The sequence below is a fragment of the Paenibacillus sp. OSY-SE genome, assembly GCF_000283315.1.
GTDB classification, from domain to species: domain Bacteria; phylum Bacillota; class Bacilli; order Paenibacillales; family Paenibacillaceae; genus Paenibacillus_B; species Paenibacillus_B profundus.
The window spans coordinates 1-19,298 of record NZ_ALKF01000180.1 but is presented as its reverse complement, the minus strand read 5'-3'; the positions used below and the strand labels follow the sequence as shown (position 1 = coordinate 19,298).

18 protein-coding genes are annotated in these 19,298 nt (G+C 51.4%); 11 read left to right on the top strand and 7 right to left on the bottom strand.

What is annotated here, in order from left to right; translation table 11 throughout:
* Window positions 1-16: 16 nt before the first annotated feature.
* Window positions 17-799 (bottom strand): HAD-IIB family hydrolase, encoded by a 783-nt coding sequence (locus A372_RS0114020; protein ID WP_019421493.1) that lies wholly within the window; start codon window positions 797-799, stop codon window positions 17-19.
* Window positions 800-865: 66 nt separating this feature from the next.
* Window positions 866-1,513, bottom strand: coding sequence for a LysE family translocator (locus tag A372_RS0114015; RefSeq protein WP_019421492.1), 648 nt, complete (start codon window positions 1,511-1,513; stop codon window positions 866-868).
* Window positions 1,514-1,630: 117 nt separating this feature from the next.
* Between A372_RS0114015 and pdxR the strand changes: the two genes are divergently transcribed.
* The 4 genes from pdxR (at window position 1,631) to A372_RS33935 (ending at window position 4,613) form a co-directional block, all read left to right on the top strand.
* Window positions 1,631-3,055 carry a MocR-like pyridoxine biosynthesis transcription factor PdxR gene (pdxR, locus tag A372_RS0114010; RefSeq protein WP_019421491.1) on the top strand — a complete coding sequence of 475 codons (1,425 nt, stop codon included), beginning with the start codon at window positions 1,631-1,633 and terminating at the stop codon, window positions 3,053-3,055.
* 186 nt (window positions 3,056-3,241) lie between these two features.
* A complete protein-coding gene (locus A372_RS0114005) occupies window positions 3,242-3,463 on the top strand; it encodes a hypothetical protein (RefSeq protein ID WP_026011066.1) in 222 nt (73 codons plus the stop codon).
* Window positions 3,464-3,508: 45 nt separating this feature from the next.
* Window positions 3,509-3,685, top strand: coding sequence for a hypothetical protein (locus tag A372_RS0114000; protein ID WP_019421490.1), 177 nt, complete (start codon window positions 3,509-3,511; stop codon window positions 3,683-3,685).
* A 118-nt stretch (window positions 3,686-3,803) separates the two neighbouring features.
* Window positions 3,804-4,613 (top strand): HAD family hydrolase, encoded by an 810-nt coding sequence (locus A372_RS33935; RefSeq protein WP_019421489.1) that lies wholly within the window; start codon window positions 3,804-3,806, stop codon window positions 4,611-4,613.
* Between the two features lie 110 nt (window positions 4,614-4,723).
* Here the strand turns inward: A372_RS33935 and A372_RS0113990 are convergent, their stop codons facing one another.
* Window positions 4,724-5,611, bottom strand: a complete 888-nt coding sequence (locus A372_RS0113990) for a LysR substrate-binding domain-containing protein (RefSeq protein WP_019421488.1) — start codon at window positions 5,609-5,611, stop codon at window positions 4,724-4,726.
* Window positions 5,612-6,009: 398 nt separating this feature from the next.
* Between A372_RS0113990 and A372_RS0113985 the strand changes: the two genes are divergently transcribed.
* Window positions 6,010-7,062 carry a YeiH family protein gene (locus tag A372_RS0113985; protein WP_019421487.1) on the top strand — a complete coding sequence of 351 codons (1,053 nt, stop codon included), beginning with the start codon at window positions 6,010-6,012 and terminating at the stop codon, window positions 7,060-7,062.
* Between the two features lie 121 nt (window positions 7,063-7,183).
* On the opposite strand, the gene ald is transcribed toward A372_RS0113985, so the two are convergent.
* Together ald and A372_RS0113975 are read right to left on the bottom strand one after the other, a co-directional pair.
* Window positions 7,184-8,317, bottom strand: a complete 1,134-nt coding sequence (ald, locus tag A372_RS0113980) for an alanine dehydrogenase (RefSeq protein ID WP_019421486.1) — start codon at window positions 8,315-8,317, stop codon at window positions 7,184-7,186.
* Between the two features lie 129 nt (window positions 8,318-8,446).
* Window positions 8,447-9,682 carry a PucR family transcriptional regulator gene (locus tag A372_RS0113975; protein ID WP_019421485.1) on the bottom strand — a complete coding sequence of 412 codons (1,236 nt, stop codon included), beginning with the start codon at window positions 9,680-9,682 and terminating at the stop codon, window positions 8,447-8,449.
* 336 nt (window positions 9,683-10,018) lie between these two features.
* Here A372_RS0113975 and A372_RS0113970 point away from each other — a divergent pair, with 336 nt between their 5' ends.
* From A372_RS0113970 to A372_RS0113945, 6 genes are all read left to right on the top strand, one after another.
* Window positions 10,019-10,981 (top strand): copper amine oxidase N-terminal domain-containing protein, encoded by a 963-nt coding sequence (locus A372_RS0113970; protein ID WP_019421484.1) that lies wholly within the window; start codon window positions 10,019-10,021, stop codon window positions 10,979-10,981.
* A 722-nt stretch (window positions 10,982-11,703) separates the two neighbouring features.
* Complete coding sequence (locus A372_RS0113965; protein WP_019421483.1) at window positions 11,704-12,669, top strand: Gfo/Idh/MocA family protein; 966 nt, start codon at window positions 11,704-11,706, stop codon at window positions 12,667-12,669.
* 234 nt (window positions 12,670-12,903) lie between these two features.
* Window positions 12,904-13,425, top strand: a complete 522-nt coding sequence (locus A372_RS0113960; RefSeq protein ID WP_019421482.1) for a hypothetical protein — start codon at window positions 12,904-12,906, stop codon at window positions 13,423-13,425.
* A 100-nt stretch (window positions 13,426-13,525) separates the two neighbouring features.
* Window positions 13,526-13,684 carry an RAxF-45 family protein gene (locus A372_RS37360; protein ID WP_019421481.1) on the top strand — a complete coding sequence of 53 codons (159 nt, stop codon included), beginning with the start codon at window positions 13,526-13,528 and terminating at the stop codon, window positions 13,682-13,684.
* 117 nt (window positions 13,685-13,801) lie between these two features.
* A complete protein-coding gene (abc-f, locus tag A372_RS0113950) occupies window positions 13,802-15,862 on the top strand; it encodes a ribosomal protection-like ABC-F family protein (protein WP_026011064.1) in 2,061 nt (686 codons plus the stop codon).
* A gap of 344 nt (window positions 15,863-16,206) precedes the next feature.
* Window positions 16,207-16,707 (top strand): NUDIX domain-containing protein, encoded by a 501-nt coding sequence (locus A372_RS0113945; RefSeq protein ID WP_019421479.1) that lies wholly within the window; start codon window positions 16,207-16,209, stop codon window positions 16,705-16,707.
* 152 nt (window positions 16,708-16,859) lie between these two features.
* Here the strand turns inward: A372_RS0113945 and A372_RS0113940 are convergent, their stop codons facing one another.
* Window positions 16,860-17,897, bottom strand: coding sequence for an AI-2E family transporter (locus tag A372_RS0113940; RefSeq protein WP_019421478.1), 1,038 nt, complete (start codon window positions 17,895-17,897; stop codon window positions 16,860-16,862).
* A 196-nt stretch (window positions 17,898-18,093) separates the two neighbouring features.
* On the bottom strand, window positions 18,094-19,298 hold a 1,205-nt coding region (locus A372_RS33930), incomplete at its 5' end, for an ABC transporter substrate-binding protein (protein WP_019421476.1).

The following is a 19,298-nucleotide window of genomic DNA, read 5'->3' as shown; positions in this document are numbered from 1 at the left end:
GACCTCCTCCTTTATTTTAACGTGATAGCAGTATCTCTTCGCTTTTCGAGGCTAAGTCCTTCAGCATGTCTACAATGCGATGTTCGATATCCTGATCAACTGTCTCGAGGCGATGCGTTGCGAAGGGAGTCAACCCTGCGAAGCTCCCGATCGCGACGGCGGTACCGGCTTCCTGAAACATCGGGATATCGTTCATATCGTTGCCGAAGCAAGTGAATTGCCTAGGGGCGATGCCATACGAACGGATAGCGGCCATTTTGTTGACACCTTGATTCGTAATATCGAGTATTCCTTCTGAGGAATGATGGTGAATCGTCACGTTCAACCCCTCCATCGTCTTGGCCAACTCCTCAAAATGATCGCAGGACAGAACGAGCAGCTTCACCACATGCTTCAGATCGGTCAATTCTACGCGGCGGGCAAGCTGCAAGGCATCGACATTCATCAGAAACGGATGATCTTCTCCACAGTTATATGCATAATTCCACTCATCGTCGATCAAATATGATGCGTGATACGAATCCAAAATCCCGATAATTTCCCGTGCGAGCGCCTCCGGAATCGGGTTCACCGCTACAGGCTCTCCACCAAAATGCGTCATTGCGCCGTTGGCTCCGATCAATAGATTCTGGTGGAATCGGCTATCGAGCACCGGCAGCATGTCCCTGCACGGTCTGGCGGACGCGAAGCCGATGACATGCCTGGAAGATTGCAGCTCGTGAAGACAGTCGAGGATGGTCTCAGACACGGGTTGACCTTTGAATGAAATGGTTCCATCAATATCGAAAATAAAATGCATTGCTAAATCCCTCTCTTTTGTATAATTCCTAGAATTCATGAAGTTTCTTAGTTCCTTTGAGTAACTTTACATTTGCGCCAACGATATAAATTGTACGACAGCGCAGTAACCGAAATATAGACCGAATCCAATGAGCGAAACGCCGGCAATGACGGAGATTCCCTTCATCAAGCGAGGGGTGACCGCCCTGCGGCTCACATGCACGACGGTGGATACTAAGAGGTCCCACACGCACACTCCGGCAAAAATCGCACCGCTGTACAATAACGCCTGACCGTTCCCCATCGTCTCCAGCGTCTTCGTAATGACAGACCCATAGATTCCTATCCAGAACACGATGTTCAACGGATTGGAGATCGCAATGAGAAAGCCGGACAGGAAGGATTTCCCGACATGCTCTTTGCGGGAGCCGCTGCTACTGATATCTATCCCTTTGCGGGCGTCGCGGATGCTCTCGTATCCGAGCAGCATAAGGACGGCAAAGCCCATTATCCAAATGAGCAACTTCGCCAGCGGTGTCGTCAAATAAGCGGCAGCACCGAAGTAGATAAGCAGCATGAACACGAGGTCAGCGCACATCGCGCCAATGCCGACGAACCATGCGTTCCAGAACCCATTGCTCAGTCCGGCCTTGATTTGTGCCACATTGACGGGGCCGACGGGTGCAGACAACGAAATTCCGAGCAAAACATAACTAATCCAAATGCTTGCCATAGTTGTTCCTTTCTCACGGTACGGAGTTGAAAAGTCTGGTATAATCATAGTCAAACTCTGTCCTGTTGATAAGTGCCAGATTAGTGGATTTATATGGGGACAGATTGGAGGGGAAGAATGCTGGAGATTACGCCTTACATTGACGAACAGGCAGACGAACCGAAATATATGCAAATCTATCATTATATAAAGCGGCAAATTATGAGCGGCGGCATCTCGGCTGGAACGAGGCTGCCTTCGATACGGCAATTGGCAGACAGCTTGCATCTCAGCCGCAACACAGTAGAAGCCGCTTATCAGCAATTGCATGCGGAAGGTTATGTAGACAGTCGTTCCCGCATCGGCCTGTTCGTGTGCGAGATTGAGAGCGATATGGGCGAGACAACTGGAGTTAGTAACCGGCTTGTCTACAGTGGAAGGGATACGGTTGCTGAAGCTGTGGCCGAACCCGGCGTCGATATCGATTTCCGGCATGGCAACATTGATTTTGACGGCTTTCCGCTGTCTCTGTGGCGCAAGCTGTCGAACGACGTATTCCGCCTGACGCCTGTCGAAGCGCTGCAATACGGAGAACGCCAAGGAGAGATGGGGCTGCGCCGGCAGATTGCGCAATATTTGCATCATTCGCGTGGAGTATCATGCCAAGCGGATCAGATTGTCATCGGGGCGGGCATCCAGCAGTTGCTTATGCTGCTCAGTCAGATGATCGGTGGCGATCGGCGGACCATTGCCGTAGAGGATCCCGGCTATGATGGAGCGCGGACGATCTTCCGCAATCATCGGCTGAGTATCGTCTCCGTTCCGCTGGAGCAAGACGGAATGAATGTGCGCCGGCTGAAGGAGAGCGGGGCGGAAGCGGTATACATTACCCCATCCCATCAATTTCCTTCTGGGATGGTCATGTCAGTTGCGAAGCGAATGCAATTGCTGCAATGGGCGGAGGAGCGGGATGGACTTATAATAGAGGACGACTACGACGGCGAATTCAGATATCATACGAAGCCAATCCCTGCCCTGCAAGGTCTGGATTCGACAGGAAGGGTCGTATATATGGGCACATTCTCCAAATCGCTGCTGCCTTCCATTCGATTAAGCTACATGGTGCTGCCGCCGGCGCTGCTGGAACGGTACAAGGTGGAGTTTGCCGTGTATGAGCAGACCGCATCCAAGCTTCATCAGTTGACGTTGGAACGATTTATGCAAGAAGGACATTGGGAGAAGCATTTGCGGAAAATACGCAAAGTGTATCAGAAGAAGCATGCGGTGTTATTGCTTGCTTTGAAGCGTACAATGGGCGATCGAGTACGCATCATTGGCCACGATTCCGGCCTCCATTTGCTTATACAGATCCAGAACGGCATGACGGAAGCCGGGTTGCTGGAAGCCGCCGCCCGCGCTGGGGTGAAGGTGTATCCGACCTCGAATTATTGGGGGGAGCCGGCAGACGTTCAGGCTGCCGCATTACTGCTCGGGTTCGGCGGCTTAAGTAATCAGCAGATCGAAGATGGCATCACTCGGCTTCATGGCGCTTGGTTCCATTAGTAAAGGGCAAATATGGAAATATCCGTCTTATCTCAAAGTACATCTATATATAGATAAAGAGAAGGATTGCACATGAATCGAGGTAAGACGTTATCCAGATTATGGGGGATATATGAGACAGTATAGGCTGTTGTACGCCGGACTCTTTGCAACGATGATGATAAGTATCGCGGTGAATCTTGGCTCTTGGCATTGCGTGCGGGATTATTACGGCTTCGTGCCGCAGGAGACGCAGTTATTTATACTGGAACGATATGGGGCAATATTTCCGACGGTAAGTCTGATGCAACCGAAGAGGAAGTGAGCGCCGCCGCTAAGCATGCGAATGCGTATGACTTCATCATGCAGCTGCCGAACGGCTTCCATACGGAAATTGGAGAACGCGGCTCACAGCTGTCGGGCGGCTAGCGCCAGCGCATTTCTATTGCCCGGGCAATTATACGTAATGCCCCTGTGCTGCTGCTGGATGAAGCAACGGCGGCGCTCGATAATGAATCGGAACGGCTGGTGCAGGATGCGCTGTCAAGGCTGATGAAGGACAAGACGACACTAGTTTTCGCTCATAGGCTATCTACTATCCGCCATGCGGATACCATTTTGGTTATGGAGGACGGGAGCATTGTGGAGTGAGGGACATATGAAGAGCTGCTTGCGCTTGAGGGAAAGTATTATGCGCTGTACTGTACGCAGCTGCAGCAGCAAGATGACGGCCAGACAGCCGAACTCGTTAAAAAGGCAGGGATGAGCATTGAACAAATGGATTACGTTTGATTTGGATGGAACGTTGATGCAGAATCCGTTTTCCGCATGGATTTTTCCCGAGGTGGAACAACTGATTTGCGGTGAACTGAACCGAAATATTGAAGTTAGGAAGGCGTTGTTCCAAGAGCATAAGCTCCGGATGAAGCGGCAGGAGATGGTTGCGGCCTACGATTGGGATGATATCGTGCGTCAGCTCTCGAAGGAGTGGGGACTTAACCTGTCCATCGATGTGGAGCAGCTGCTGTTGAAGCATGCTGCCGCGCCCAAAATTTATTTGCTGGATGACACGGTGCTTCCGACGTTGGAGAAGCTGAAGCAGAAAGGTTATTCACTTGCGGCCGTGACGAACGGATTCCGTAAATACCAATATCCCGTAATGGAGGAGCTTGGCATCGGAAGCTTGTTCGATGATATCGTCACCCCAGAGCGAATGGAGTGCGGGAAGCCCGACGCCGGCATATTGCGGGAGCTGCAGCAAGACGGGATAATCGTGGCCCATGTCGGAGACCGTCTCGATCACGATATACATATGGCGAACCAATCCGGCATTCCATCCGTGCTGGTTGCTCGGGATTTACCTGCCGGATTGGAAGTGCTGTCCCCGGCAGAACGGACGACACAGGCGCCGTTCCTGCAGCGTTGCGAGGAGCAGATGCGCAAGGAAGACCCGGAGCTGCACACTTCGTTGCAGCCCGAGGCATATCGGCCCGCTTATGCCATCTGCCAGATGGATGAGCTGCTAGCATGCATCGACGAGCTAGCCTCCCGGTCCAGCGGCGCCGCCGCTGCTGATTAAGCGCCACTGCGCAAAAACACCTGAATGAACTATCCCTCGCTGCCGCAATAGCAACAAAGCCGATCGGGTAACTCCGGTCGGCTTCTTCTATTTGCTTACTTGATGCGTTCTTAGATGTTGAGCTGTCTTAGCTTCTGGACGAACATTTTCATCGCCATGGTGGAAGAGGTTTTCGTATCCTGCAAAATAAAAAACTGCCGCGTAATGCGCGCGCCCTTCACTTGGATGCTGCACAATTCGCCCGCTTCCAGCTCTTTGCGGATGACCCATCGGGACAGAAGCGCGGCGCCGAGACCAGCCATAACTGCTTCCTTCACGCCCTGATTGCTATTAAAGACGAAGGTGCGCTTCACTGCAAGCCCCAGATCCTTAATGAACTGATCACAATAAGACCTCGTGCCAGAGCCGTTCTCCCGCAGTATCCACACTTGATGCTGCAGCATGGCCGCATCGGCCGTACGAGTGGAGCACAAGGAGTGATCCGGCGGCACGACCAGCACCATTTCGTCCTCCATGAACGGATGCTTCACTTGAATGTCCGCATAGTCCACCTTGCCCTCCACAAGCCCGATATCAAGCTCATTGGACCGGATAGCTTGCGCGATATCCTCCGTATTCGCAATCGTCGCGTGAACGTCCACTTGCGGATATTGCTGGGCGAATTCCGCAATGAGCCGCGGCAAAATATATTCGCCGATTGTATAGCTGGCGCCAATTTTAAGAGAGCCCGTCACTTCATCCCGCAACAGATGAATCTCTTCTTTGGCTGTATCGAAGAGCGAGAGCATTTGCTTGGCGCGTTCGTATAGTATCTCCCCTGCTTCCGTCATCTTGACGTGCTTCGAGGAACGGTGAATGAGCTTGACGCCGAATTCATTTTCCAAATTGCGAATGTGCAGGCTGACGCCCGGCTGGGACAGATTGAGCACTTTGGCCGCGCGCGAGAAATTGCTCTGTTCCAATACCGTTACATACACTTTCAATGTATCTACCATCATTTTGTTGTTCCTCCGCAGTCTGCAAGCTGTACCGCTTGCCATACGTTCCATCATCTTGAACGTCCACCACCCATTTTATCCCTTCCCGCTGTTCGGAACAATCCCGTAATAACACGGTCTTGGTGCATATTGCCCATACAAGCATAAGTATTCCTAATCGTTACGATAGCATTTCGGTATTTCCCTTCCCCCGGAATCCTCTATATAGTGGAATTATGAACACAAGGTTCATTGGAATATAGCAACGTGATGTTAATGGTATTGAGTGGCAATGGTAGGCATGAATGGCACGGAAGGACGAGAAATCGTGGACCGGTGCTTATTCGACATGCTACAAATACTTTAACACTGTAATTCATAGCTGTATCCCAGTGATAGACAAGGAGTTGGGGGTAAACATGAGTCAAGGGGAAGTGCTTGCGGCGACGAAGCCGAAGAGACAGAAACAATATTCAGGCTTCGCGCTCGGAATCGGTCTGACGCTCATCATTGCGTTGGTTGCCAAATATTTGGCGGGATTTCCGTTTTTGAGCATTATGGGGCAGCTCGTCATCGCGATCTTAATCGGCATCGCTTGGCGGGCGACGATCGGATTGCCGGAGCAATTGGTTACCGGCACGAACTTTTCAAGCAAGAAGCTGTTGCGCCTTGGGATTATCTTGCTCGGCATGCGGCTGAACTTGATGGATATCGTCAATGCGGGGCCGAAGGTGTTCCTTATCGCCGTCATCGTCATCACGTTTACGCTGTCGGTCGTCTACGGACTTGCGCAGCTGTTCAAGGTAGAGAAGCGGCTCGGCATCCTTACGGCTTGCGGCACGGCGATATGCGGCGCTGCTGCCGTGGTGGCGATCGCTCCGCAAATTAAGGCGAAGGATGATGAAACCGCCATCGGGGCGGCCATGGTAGCCATCCTCGGAACGATATTCACATTAGTATACACGTTCCTGTATCCGGTGCTCGGATTCTCGCCGAACGGGTATGGCATATTCTCGGGAGCGACCCTGCACGAAATCGCACACGTCATTGCGGCAGCGGCACCAGGGGGGAACGATGCGGTTGATATGGCAGTCATCGTTAAGCTGACGCGGGTGACTCTGCTCGTGCCGGTCGCGATCCTGATCGGGATTTGGGCAAGCCGTGCAGAACAGAAGGAACAGGGCGGAAGCTCGAAGACCTCATGGAAGTCGATTCCGATTCCGTGGTTCATTCTCGGCTTCCTGCTCGTGAGCGGGTTCAACTCGCTTGGCATCGTGTCGGCGGACATCGCGAGCGTCATCGTGACGATTGCTTACATGCTCATTGCGATGGCGATGGCGGGCCTCGGCTTGAATGTGGATCTGGTCACGTTCCGTCGTCTCGGGATGAAATCGTTCGCTGCAGGGCTTATCGGTTCCGCTTTACTTTCGTGTCTTGGATTTGCACTAGTGTATCTTTTGGGGCTGGCTTGACGAGGTCGTGAAAAATGTACCGTAATTTCGGAGCAGTGGGTGTGCGGAAGATGTTCTATCAGGCATAAGTTAAGCCGGTATCGATGAAGCGGGAACTTCGTCGACGCCGGCTTATTGTATATTACAGAATTACGGCCGCTTTCTTGAGTGCCTCTTCGACTGGTACATAAGGCAGGCCGAGGTCGCGCGCCACCGCGGAGTACGTGATGGAGCCGCCGGCCGCATTGACGCCGAGCAGCAATGGCTTGCTGTCGCGCAGCGCCTGCTCCAGCCCTTTGTCCGCGATCTGCAGCGCATACGGAACGGTCGCGTTCGTGAGCGCCATCGTGGACGTGCGCGGAACGGCGCCAGGCATGTTCGCCACCGCATAGTGGACGACGCCATGCTTCACGTACGTCGGCTTGTCGTGCGTCGTGATGCGATCCGCCGTGGCGATGATGCCGCCCTGATCGATCGCGACATCGACGACAACTGAGCCTGTCCGCATTGATCGGATCATCGCTTCCGTCACCAGCTTGGGTGCCTTCGCGCCCGGAATGAGGACAGCGCCGATGACGAGATCGGACTCGGCCACAGCTTCCGCAATATTGAGCGGGTTGGACATAAGCGTGTTCACGGTGGAGCCGAAGATGTCATCCAGCTGGCGCAAGCGATCGGCGCTCATGTCGATGATGGTGACGTCCGCTCCGAGACCGACCGCGATTTTCGCCGCATTCGTTCCGACGACACCGCCGCCGATGACGGTTACCTTGCCTCGCTTTACGCCAGGAACGCCGCCGAGCAGGATGCCCTTGCCGCCATGCGGCTTCTCCAAAAATTGCGCTCCGATCTGGGCCGCCATCCGGCCAGCCACCTCGCTCATCGGCGTCAGGAGCGGAAGCGTGCGGTTCACCTGCACCGTTTCGTAGGCGATGGCCGTCACGCCTTTATCCATCAGCGCCCGCGCCAGCTCCGGCTCTGCCGCCAAATGCAAATAAGTGAATAACAGTAATCCTTCACGGAAGTATCCATATTCCGAAGGGAGCGGCTCCTTCACTTTCATGACCATATCGGCCTTCGCCCAGACGTCGGCCGCCCGGTCAGACACGGTTGCCCCGGCCTGCTTGAAATCCTCGTCTGCAAACCCGCTGCCGAGCCCGGCATCGCGCTCCATCATGACTTGATGGCCCGCTTGCGTGAACGCCGCCACACCGGCTGGTGTCATCGCGACGCGATTCTCATTGTTTTTGATTTCTTTAGGCACGCCGATAATCATTGCAACTCCCCCTTACACCTGAAACTGATATTTTATCCATATAAAGTATAAAGCTAGCGCAATGAAACCGCTTTATTCCAATTCCTGAAAAAAAGACCCTGTACTTGTGAAAAATCACAAATGACAGGATCAAGCTTCCAGCTGATTCAGCTTATATTCGAGGTACAAGGTCACCTTCTCATCCATGCTAGCCAGATCGATGTCGCTGATGTCGGCGATGCGCTTCATTCGATACATGAGCGTATTGCCGTGAATATGCAAGGCCTCCGCTGCTTTTTTCACGTTGCCGTCATGCTTCAACATCATCTCGAGCGTATGCAGCAATCCGCTTTGGTGCTCTAGATCATATTGCCGCAGCTTGCTGAGGCCCGGGTGCGCGACGGGGTGCCGGCGGCGTTCATCCGCGAGCAGCGGCAGGTAGCGGTAATAGCCCAACTCGCCATACTCGCCGGCATTCTGCAGCTCTGCGGGAAAGCGCCGCTTCAAGTGCAGCACCGCAAGCGCCTCGCGGTACGCATCCTCGACCGCTGCGTACGGCTCGCGGAATGCGCTTGCGCCGCTTAGCACCGGTTCCGCATCGAAGCGCTGCTTGAGCAGACGGGCGAGCTGGCCGCATTCCTCCCTGTACTGCCGGATGCCGCCGTTGCCTCCTTGAAGAGGGGAGGAAAGTATGATTAAGCGGTCGTTATGCGCCACGTGAAGTACGATGCGCATTCGCTGCGCCGTTTTAACCATATAGTGAATCTGCCGGTACAGCCTATCATCTATGGCCGTTTCAAATTGCAAGAGAAGGATTTGATAGGATGGCGGAAGCATGATGCCAATCTGGGCGGCCTTCTCGCGAATGACCGTCTCCGAGACATGATGGCCGGTCAGCAGCTGCCAGAAGAAGTCATGGCTGTGCTGCTCCTGTCTGCGCCGCTGCGTCTGCAGCTGCATAAGCTTCATCTTGGCGGCGCCTGCCGCTTGCTTTAGCTGCAGCAGTGCCGTATCGCCAAGCGGCTCGTTATACTCTAGCACCCATATGTAGCCCAGAACCTCGCCGTGATGACGAATGGCGATTGCAATCCGGTTGCCGAGTCCGACTTCGAGAATTTCCCCAATACGGACGGGTTCGCTGCTTGTCATGAGCTGCTGCATGATGCCTTCCCGCCACAGCGTGCTGATGACCTGCTCCGGAACCCTCCGGCCAATAATCGTCGCGATCCGTGCCGAATCGGTTTCGGCGTGATGCGAGCTGTATGCGACGAGATTGTGACTGGCATCCTCAATCGTCACAGGGCATTGCAGCAGCTCACTAACCGTATCGGCAATGGCCTCCAGGCTGTCGAAGTGCCGATCGAATAGATTGGGCTCCATATTCATCCACACTGCTCCTTTAAATGAAAATGGCTCTCATTGTTTCTGACACGTACATTCTAACACGATTTACGGGCCGCAACTATCATTTGTAACTGAAATCGGTATACTTTTTACCCAGTGGGTTCAAGGGTTCATGCATGGGGGTGACAAGACATTCATCTTACATCTGCACTTTCCAATATGCATCAGTCATTCCATTACCGTCCTAGGTGGAACATAATGGATGAATCATTCCGTGAAACATTATAGACGGCGTCTCCGTCTGAGAGTGTGAATCAGTTGGCAACCAATTGCGCAATTGGAGTCACAACAAGACTTGCACTCTAGAGAGGATGACGAATGTTGAACAAAACTGTAACCGCTGCTTTAGCCTTAGCCATCGGCTTGATGAGCGCGCAAGCTTTTGCTGCGCCGGTTCAGGCAATGAACGATCAAGGAGCAGTAAATTCTCCTGTTGAACAAGAACGTGATTTTTATGATAAATATGTAAAGCAGTTTGTCCGCAACGATAACGGAGAGATTATCGGGTCCACCCGCGAGACGAGCCTCAACAAGGAGTGGTTACATAAAGTATCCGAGCGTAAAAACCTGGTTATTGACGGCCAGAGCGTTGCAGTCAACATTGATGTAGACGGGCAATACCTTCTCGTTCCGCTGCGAACGGTCATGGACAGCTTGGGATACGACCTGAAATGGAATGCCGAGCACAAATCGATTGAAGCGACGAAGGGCACCCAGTGGACGAGCGTGCAGCTGAACAAGGACCAGTACAATTTCGCTAAAATGCCGATTCAGCTAGGCAAAGCGCCTGTGTTGAAGGACAATATGATGTACGTGCCGCTGCAATTCGTATCCGAGGTGCTGAAAACGGACGTAACCTTGGATGAGCAAGGCAATATTACGATTCAAAGCCAATCGGAACAAATTCCGCAAGATTCCTTCGGTGGCATGCATTGGGTCATTGTCGTCAATGGCGAAGGCATCGGTGTGAAGTCCGATGAGGTATATACGACAGAGGACAGTGTCATGGTGCCGGTGGAAGCCATCGGGCAGGCGCTTGGTTATACGGTCGAGAGGAACACAGACACGGGCGCATATGAGTTCGTGCGCGGCGCGAAATGGATTGCGCTGAAGGAAGGCGAAAAGAATGCTGCCGTGGGCAAAATGAACGTAGAGTTGAAGACGGCTCCTGTGGTCAAGGACGGCGCGTTGTACGTTCCATTCGAATCGATGGCAGAGGTATTTGGCGCAAAAACAGGCATTGATCCGACCGGTGTCATCGGAATACAAGAAGAACAGTAATGTAGATGATTAGAGATAGAAGATATACAGATGTGAAAAAGGAAAAGACGTGCTTCGGAAGGCATCCCTAACAAAGGGGTGAACTCTAAGCATGTCTTTTGTCGTCTTTTATGTTCTCCCGCCTTGCAGTCGTCACCTGTCCCTTCCCGGATAAGGGTTGCCTGATCCATTCTTTGCATCACTCTCCCCTGCATTCAGAACATCAGCTCCCCCTTTCCCTTTTACACGAAAATATTCTGTCAGTTCTCCTTATAATGGCCCTTAGCTCCATTCTCCCATACAATCAGGATGGATAACGTCCAAGGTAAGGTAATTGCCGTTTCGCCAGACATCATGCCATGAAGCGGCCGATTATGATTGCAGTTACCCAGAGCCGTCCTCGGGCATGCCGAATCCTGATGGCAGAAACCTAGAGTTGTCCTTAGGCGTGCCAACCACTGATGGAAGGGGAGACTGAAGCAAAGGGTCGGATGAGCGCCCCCTTCAGTCTGAACACGCCACTGTACGAACCAAATATTTCGTGAATGATGAAGTGTCTCCACAGAATCTGAATAGATAACCTGTCTCTTCTTATATGCTCTGCTCTATAATGCAGATAGAACAAATAGAGGTGGTGGGAGCGTGAAAAGATTAAGGCTGGCGGATAAAATCCAATCGTCACATTATGGTGCCATGCGGGCGAGGAATAAAGGAAATACATATATTGCGAAGGGGAGAGACAGATGAAAGCATTGTTAGTCGGGTTTGGATCCGCCGGATTTCATTGGTATAAGAAGCTGAGCGAACGCGGAATGCTGGCTGCCATTGTAGAAACGGACATTACAATGAAACGAAAATTGGACGGGCGAGAGATTCCGTTCTACACTTCATTGGAAGAGGCGTTGCAGCGGGAGCAGGTAGATTTTCTCGTAAACGTGACGCCGCCGCTCGTGCATACGTCTATCAACCAAGCAGCGTTCGACCGCCGCCTTCCTGTGCTGTGCGAGAAGCCGATCTCATTCGATTATACGGAGTCAGTGCGGATCGTACAGCGTGCGGTCAAGGAGGAAATTCCTTTTATGATTGCGGAAAATTACCGTTGTTTCCCTTTCATGCGCAAGCTCAAGCAGCTTTTGGATGAAGGAGCCATCGGCGAGATCTCTTCTTTGCATATTGATTTTTACCGCAAACATCAGGTCGAACGTAAATATGCGGTACAGATACTAGATGACATCGGAATTCATCATTTCGATTTGGTCCGTTATTTGACCGGCCGTGAGGGCGCGCGGATTTACGCAGAAATCTATCATCCGGTTGCAGGATGGGGCTCGGCGGAGGAAATGATTAACGCGCATGCGCTGCTGGAGATGGAGGGCGGTATTCGCGTCAGCTACAATGCGACAGTCGCATCCTGCTGCAAGCCGACGCCGTGGAGCGGCAGCTGGCGCATCGAAGGTACATCAGGTTCATTGCAGCTTATAGACGACATTATTCTGCTGACGCAAGACGAGCGCACGACCGTAATCGAGGACTTCAGCGGCGTGCACGCGCCGAATTGCTTGGATGAATTTGTTGCGTCATTATCCGCCGGACGGGAAGGGGAGACGAGCGGCAAGGAATACATCAAGACGCAAGCGATTGTGCACCATGCCCATTTATCCAATGCGACACGAACGAGCATCCACATTCAATTACCAGACATCCTTTAGATAGCATGATTGAAAGGAATGAACAGTCGGGCGTCTTTCGCAAAAAAAGCGGAAGCGCCTTTTTTGGAATAAATACATTAAATATTGGAATAATCTCAAAATATTAGGACTTTATTCCGATAATAGTAAAAAGGAGGTGTGATAATACGGAAAAAGGGTCTAAAGAAATAGTTCTTTATTACTATAATCATACAAAGATGGGATGAAAACTAAGTTCCCAAGGAGGGGTTCTGAATGAAGACTCAGCAAACGATTCAACTGCCGTCATTTACAATGGTAGGGAAGTATTGTGATTCCATATCAGAAATGGAGCGAACTTGCGGCACACTGCCTTTTTTGTTGGAAAATAGGTCGGTCCAAGCGGATATCGACTCCAGCTTTGGTATCGGAAGGAACGGATTATATTTTGCAGGAATTAAAGTTCAAAGCTTGACAAGCCTATGGAACGAAATGCCTCAAGGTTTATCCAGACGGGTTATTTTGGGAGGCTCATACCGCGTATCTCTGCCGATAGACACAGAATCAGGCCCGTTCCTTCAACATACGTTGACACCTTGGGGACCACACACCTTCGGGAAGAAAGATATCGTCTACGAATTTCGTCGCAACGTCGACACTTATGAACACCACTGCATGTACATTCCGCTTGAAACTCATCAGCACGAACATACATATCACAGACGCCTATCCCGACATCTAAATCATTGGCGTTCCCGCCTCGCCAATCACAGTCAGCCCAATATTGCCTTATTATAATAAAAATCAGATTGATTCGATTATAAACTTGACACTTGCTTTCGTTATCCATCATATGGTATTGTAATTCTTATTATGTTAAACGAGGAGGGGTGGCAGGATGCAACGCAACGTCATGTCGGAACGCTTGAATGTGCTTCGTACGCAATTGCTCGGAATTTTCCATGATTCCGTAAACAACGGGATACGTGTGTCTATTTTCAGTAATTCCAATCGAATTCAACATTTAAGCGAAGTGACCATCCTGCCTCTGCCTTAACGGAACATCTGGTTCAACCAGAGGGCTGCGGGGACATTTCCCCGCGGCCTTTTTTATGTTTTTTTCGAGGACCGGCATACAGCGCGGGGAGGAGGGTCATCAGAGAGGGAGATAACGATGATGATTCAATGCCAACAGGTGCAAAAAGGATACGGGGCCGAATCGGTCCTGTTGGAAGTGACATGCGACATCGGTGAGAACGAGCGCGTGGGCCTTATCGGCCGCAATGGTACGGGCAAGACGACTTTGCTTCAATTGCTTAATGGGAGCGAGAAGCCAGATGGCGGGCAGATTTCGATCCGCAAAGGTACACGGATTGGCTATCTGGATCAAGTACCTCGCAGCGGAGACGACGAGACGGTGCGGGATGTGCTGGAGAGAGCCTTTTGTGAACCGAGGCAGTGGCTGGCTGAGATGCGGGAACTGGAACGGATCATGGCTGATCCGGAGCAAGCAGGGGGCGCAGACGGGTTCGAACGGCTGCTGTATCGTTACGGCGATCTGCAAGAGAAGTTCGAACGGGCTGGTGGCTATGACATCGATGCCCATGTCGGGAGAGTGGCGGGCGGGCTCGGCATTCCGGACACGCAGTACGGGCGATTATTCGCGTCTTTGTCTGGGGGAGAGAAGACAAAGGTTGGCTTGGCCGCCATGTTAATAGAAGAGCCAGACGTGCTGCTGCTTGATGAACCGACGAACCATCTTGATATGCAGGCGATCGACTGGCTGGAACGTTTTTTACAGGCTTACACAGGGACTGTCGTCGTCATTTCGCACGACCGCTACTTTCTTGACCGAGTCGTGACCAAGATCATTGAGCTCGAGGACGGCGAGGCCGTGACGTACCATACGAATTACACGGGATTCCAGCAGGAAAAGGAAGCCCGATTGCTGCAGCAGTTCGCCAACTTCCAGGAGCAGCAGAAGAAGATTAAAAAAATGCAGGAGACGATTAAGCAGCTCATCGAATGGGGCAACCGGGCGAATCCGCCGAACCCAGGCTTCCATCGCCGCGCTGCCTCGATGCAGAAGGCGCTTGATCGCATGGTGAAGCTGAAGCGTCCGATGATGGAACGCAGGGCCATGGAGCTCGAGCTGCAGCAAGGCGACCGCTCTGGCAACCAAGTGTTGACGTTGGAAGACGTGGGGAAGGCGTTCGGAGAACGAGTGCTGTTCAGCGGTGTACGCGAACTGCTCCGTTATGGGGAGCGGGTAGCGCTCATCGGTGAGAACGGATCAGGCAAGAGCACGCTCTTAAAGTGCATTTTAGGGGTTGAAGCACCGGACGAAGGTGAGATCCGGCTCGGTTCGCGAGTCGACGTCGGTTATTTGGCCCAAGAGGCCGCACCGGAGGACGAGAACGCCACGGTGCTGCAACACTTCCGCGAAGCAGTCGGAATGGAGGAAGGCGAAGCCCGGGGACGTCTTGCGCGTTTCCTGTTCTGCGGCGCCGACGTCTTCAAGTCCATACGATCGCTATCCGGCGGTGAGTGGAGCCGTCTGCGATTCGCATTGCTCATGCATCGGCAGCCGAATTTGCTCGTGCTTGATGAGCCGACGAATCATCTCGATATCGATTCCCGCGAGGCATTGGAGGAGGCGCTCGAGGAGTTCCCTGGCACGGTGCTCGCCGTATCGCACGACCGCTACTTCATTAATCGGTTGGCCGTGAGGATCTGGTCGTTGGAGGAAGGTCAACTGGTTACGGTGCATGGCAACTTCGACAATTACAAGGCGAAGGCTGACAGCGCCAGGGAAGGAGGCGCTTCTCCGAAAGGCCGTGAACGGGAGGATGCTGCCAGGAGCACCAGCACGGCCAGGAAAGTGCCGGCATCACAGGTGGATGCCGCGCGGACACACGCCAATCCCTCTGGATGCACGGATCGGCAGAAGAGCTTGGACCAAGCGGGCGCTGGAAAAACAATGGCTGCACGGGGGCAGTCCGATGAATCCGCGCGTTCAGGAGGCCGTTCGCACGATCGCGCCGCAGATCCGTTACGGCTGGAACGGGACATCGCCGAGCTGGAGCAGGAGCTGCGCAGCTTGGACGCAGCGATGATGGCGCCTGCGCTCGCCGCTGACGCGGAGAAGCTTGCCGTCCTGCACGCGGAGCGGGAAGCGCTGCAGGCCAAGCTGGAAATGATGTACGAGGCATGGATGGATGCCGCGGCACAATGAATAATTGCGGATACAGTTAAGGAAGTGAGAGCAGGTCGAGCCCATGAACAGCGGTTTGTGGGCAGCGGCCTGCTTTCTTTTTATACGTTTCATGAAAATGGAAGGATTTCTGCTCTTGTTTCTATAATATATAAATTGAACTAAATTCTTCGTTAATGAATCGTGTTGGAGATACTCATCCGGTTCGACTCTTCTCGCTGTGGCCGCGAATAACAATATAGGGATATGGCTTCTACATGCGAAGCAGCAAATAATCACTTTGGTAGAGTGTAGTGAGGGAGTGACAATTGCGAAGTTCAATCATTCACTTTACATACATAGAAATAGATATCGGAGGTGAGGTAATGCGTATTAGGGAAATGGCAACCGCATTCCTGTTTCATCAGGATCAGATTTTACTAATGAAAAAGTCGGAGAGCCGGATTTGCTCATCTGAGTTTTGGAGTGGGGTTGGAGGGCATTTGGAGCCTGCCGAGCTCAATCATCCGTTAGAGGCGTGTCTCAGGGAAATAGAAGAAGAAACCGGGCTGCAAGCGAAGGACCTGCGTGACATCCGCCTGCGGTATATTTTGCTGCGCCAGAAAGAGACGGAGATTCGCCAGCAATATGTTTATTTTGCCTCTACTGTCCATCCGAACGTCGTATCGTCTGCAGAAGGAGAATTGCACTGGATTCATCCGCAAGCGCTTCCGCAATTGCACATGTCGGCCATTGTTACCAAGATGCTGGAGCATTATGCGCTGCATTCCGCCGAGCCGGATATTTATGTAGGCTCAATGTCAGTCACCCCGGTTGGAAAACCAATTGTCCAATGGAGCGTTCTAAAAGATCCCGCAGTGTTCTAAATTCTAGACATCAGAGCGCTACACTTCAGCAGCTCGTCGTCACGGCGATCTTATCCCGCTGTAAGGCTCTAGAGGGGGGAGACTGGGCCAACGTTAACGGGCCATAAATAAAGCCCTTGACCGACAAAGCATTCGGCCTAGGGCTAGTTTCTTCATTTGATTTTATTCCCTGCCTTCACATCGACTTCAAGCAAATCTAGCAAAAACATGAAGATTGGCACGCCGAGTATCAATCCCCATACGCCCAAGAAGTGCTGGGAGACGATTAGAATCGCAAAGGTATAGAAGATGGGAAGATGTATCTTGGAAGACATCAGCTTCGGATTCAAAATATAAGCCTCGATAGCATGTACAACACAGATCATGACGATGACGTATACTACTTTCACCACGCCGCCAATGCTAAATGCAATTGCACAGAGCGGAATGAGGGAAATGATGACGCCCATTACCGGAATCAAGCCGAGCAGGAAAATCATAATCGCCAGTCCGAACAACTGCGGGAAGCCCATCATCCAGAGGAACAGCGTGCTCAAGATGCAGTTGATCAGCGCAATCAGGAACTGCACTTCAATGACCTTGCCGAATGAATACAAGAACTTGTTGCCGAAATATTCGAGCTCCGAATAGATTGGCGCAATTTTGCTCGTCTTGAAATTCATCGTAAATTCCTTCACTCTCTTCTTCTCCAGTACGAAGAACAGGCTAAGTATGAAGGCGATGATGAAGCGGGTACCCCATTGGCTCAGATCGGTGATCGATTTAACTAGGAAATCAAAGCCTTTGTTCAAATAGCTGGCCAAGTCAATCTTCTGCAGCGAATCCATAATGTACTCCATAATATCATTATCATAGTTGATATAGGTTACATTATAGAAATGGACCACTACATTAACCAACTGATTGATCTGGGTAATGATCTTCGGTAAATAATTATAGGTTCCCCAAGCCATCATCAGGAGCAGGGCCGCATATAAGCACAGCACGGTAACCTTATAATTGATTTTGACATACTTGTTGATGCCCTTGTGAATGAACATATGCAGCCTGTCAACCAGGTAAGTCAAGATGAAGGTGATAAGAATCAGATGTAAAATGCTCCTTAAGGCAAATAGCAGTGCGATGAAGAAGAGTAAGATAAGGATTCGCTTGATTCCCGGGCCTTTGAAAAAATCTTTCGAAATTTGCATCTAAATCGTGGACTCCTTTGACTGTTACTTGTGAGTGGCCGATCCTTATCATGATAGAAGAGAACGCCCCTATAATCACCTTATTCAAGAATATGCTATTACATACGTCAAAGCAAACGGATTCGTTTCATGACTTCATTTCAACCCAAAAAATGCTCCGACCGGAATGCGGCGCGAAGCATTTTTTCGTATTCAATTAATCTCCATATACTTCCTTCATTACTGCCTCATCATCATTCTTTTTAATCATCGGCAGCAATTGGTTCCCTTTTGTCTCCCATTGCTTCAGCATGTCGGCCGTCGTTAATTTGCCTTCTATCCTTTTTTCGAATAGTTCATAGACTGAGTTATCAATCATCCACATATTTCTATACTCACGGTTGAGTTTGTCTTCGACAGGATTGCTGGGAGCCGGCTTCATAGCATAGAAGGACTGGATGTTATAATTCATTCCTTCTTTCGGTTTAATAAAGGATTTGCGAGTCACCAACTCATAGGTGGAGCGGGATCTGATTTTTGCCCAATCCTCGCCGTTGATGAACTGTACGAATTTCCAAGCGTCATCCGGATTCTGCGCTTGCGTATTGATGGCCATAATGGAGTCGAAGCGCATACCGCTGCTTATTCCAGGCGCTTCCGGATGGTGCGGAATGGTGACGACATCCCATTCTGGCATTTGGAAGTTTTTGATTTTCCCTGCATTTTTGTTTGCGTCAAACAAATCCGAAGTATAGCTGTAGTAGCTGAGTATCATTGCGGCTTTTCCTGACAGAAACAGATCGTTGTCCAGTGGACTGTAACGCCCCTCGCCGTAGCTGCCGCCATTGTCTTCATCTTTACGGCCAGGCATTATGTTATCTTGGGACAGCTTCGCAATTGTATCGTACAACTTCTCCCATTGCGGCGTATTGATCGTCATCTTTTCAGCCTTGTCGTCATACTTGCGCAGCTGCAGCGGCGCCGCATAATTGGCAACGCTATAAAAAGCATTCCCCCCGCGATACTGATTGAAGCTGAAGCCGTATGTCCGGTCTTTTCCCTCGCCATTGGCGACTCTGCGGGCCAACTCGAACGCTTCATCCCACGTCATGTTGTCGGTTGGCAGCTCGACTCCGGCTTCCTTGAACAACGTTTTATTATAATACAATGCGTTTGATGTGAAGGTCGGCGTCAATCCATAAATATTGCCGTCTCCCATCATTTTGATGGTGTCCATAACGGAAGGAATGATGTCGCTCGTATCGAAGCCATCCTTTTGGATCAGCGCATCCAATTGCTTGAACTGTCCGTCCCGGACAAATTGCTGAAATGAATCTCTATCTAAAATGACGACATCGACCGGATTGGCGCCAGTGAGCTGCTTTCGCATTTCCTCTGTAGGGTCGGGACCAGCCGAATCGG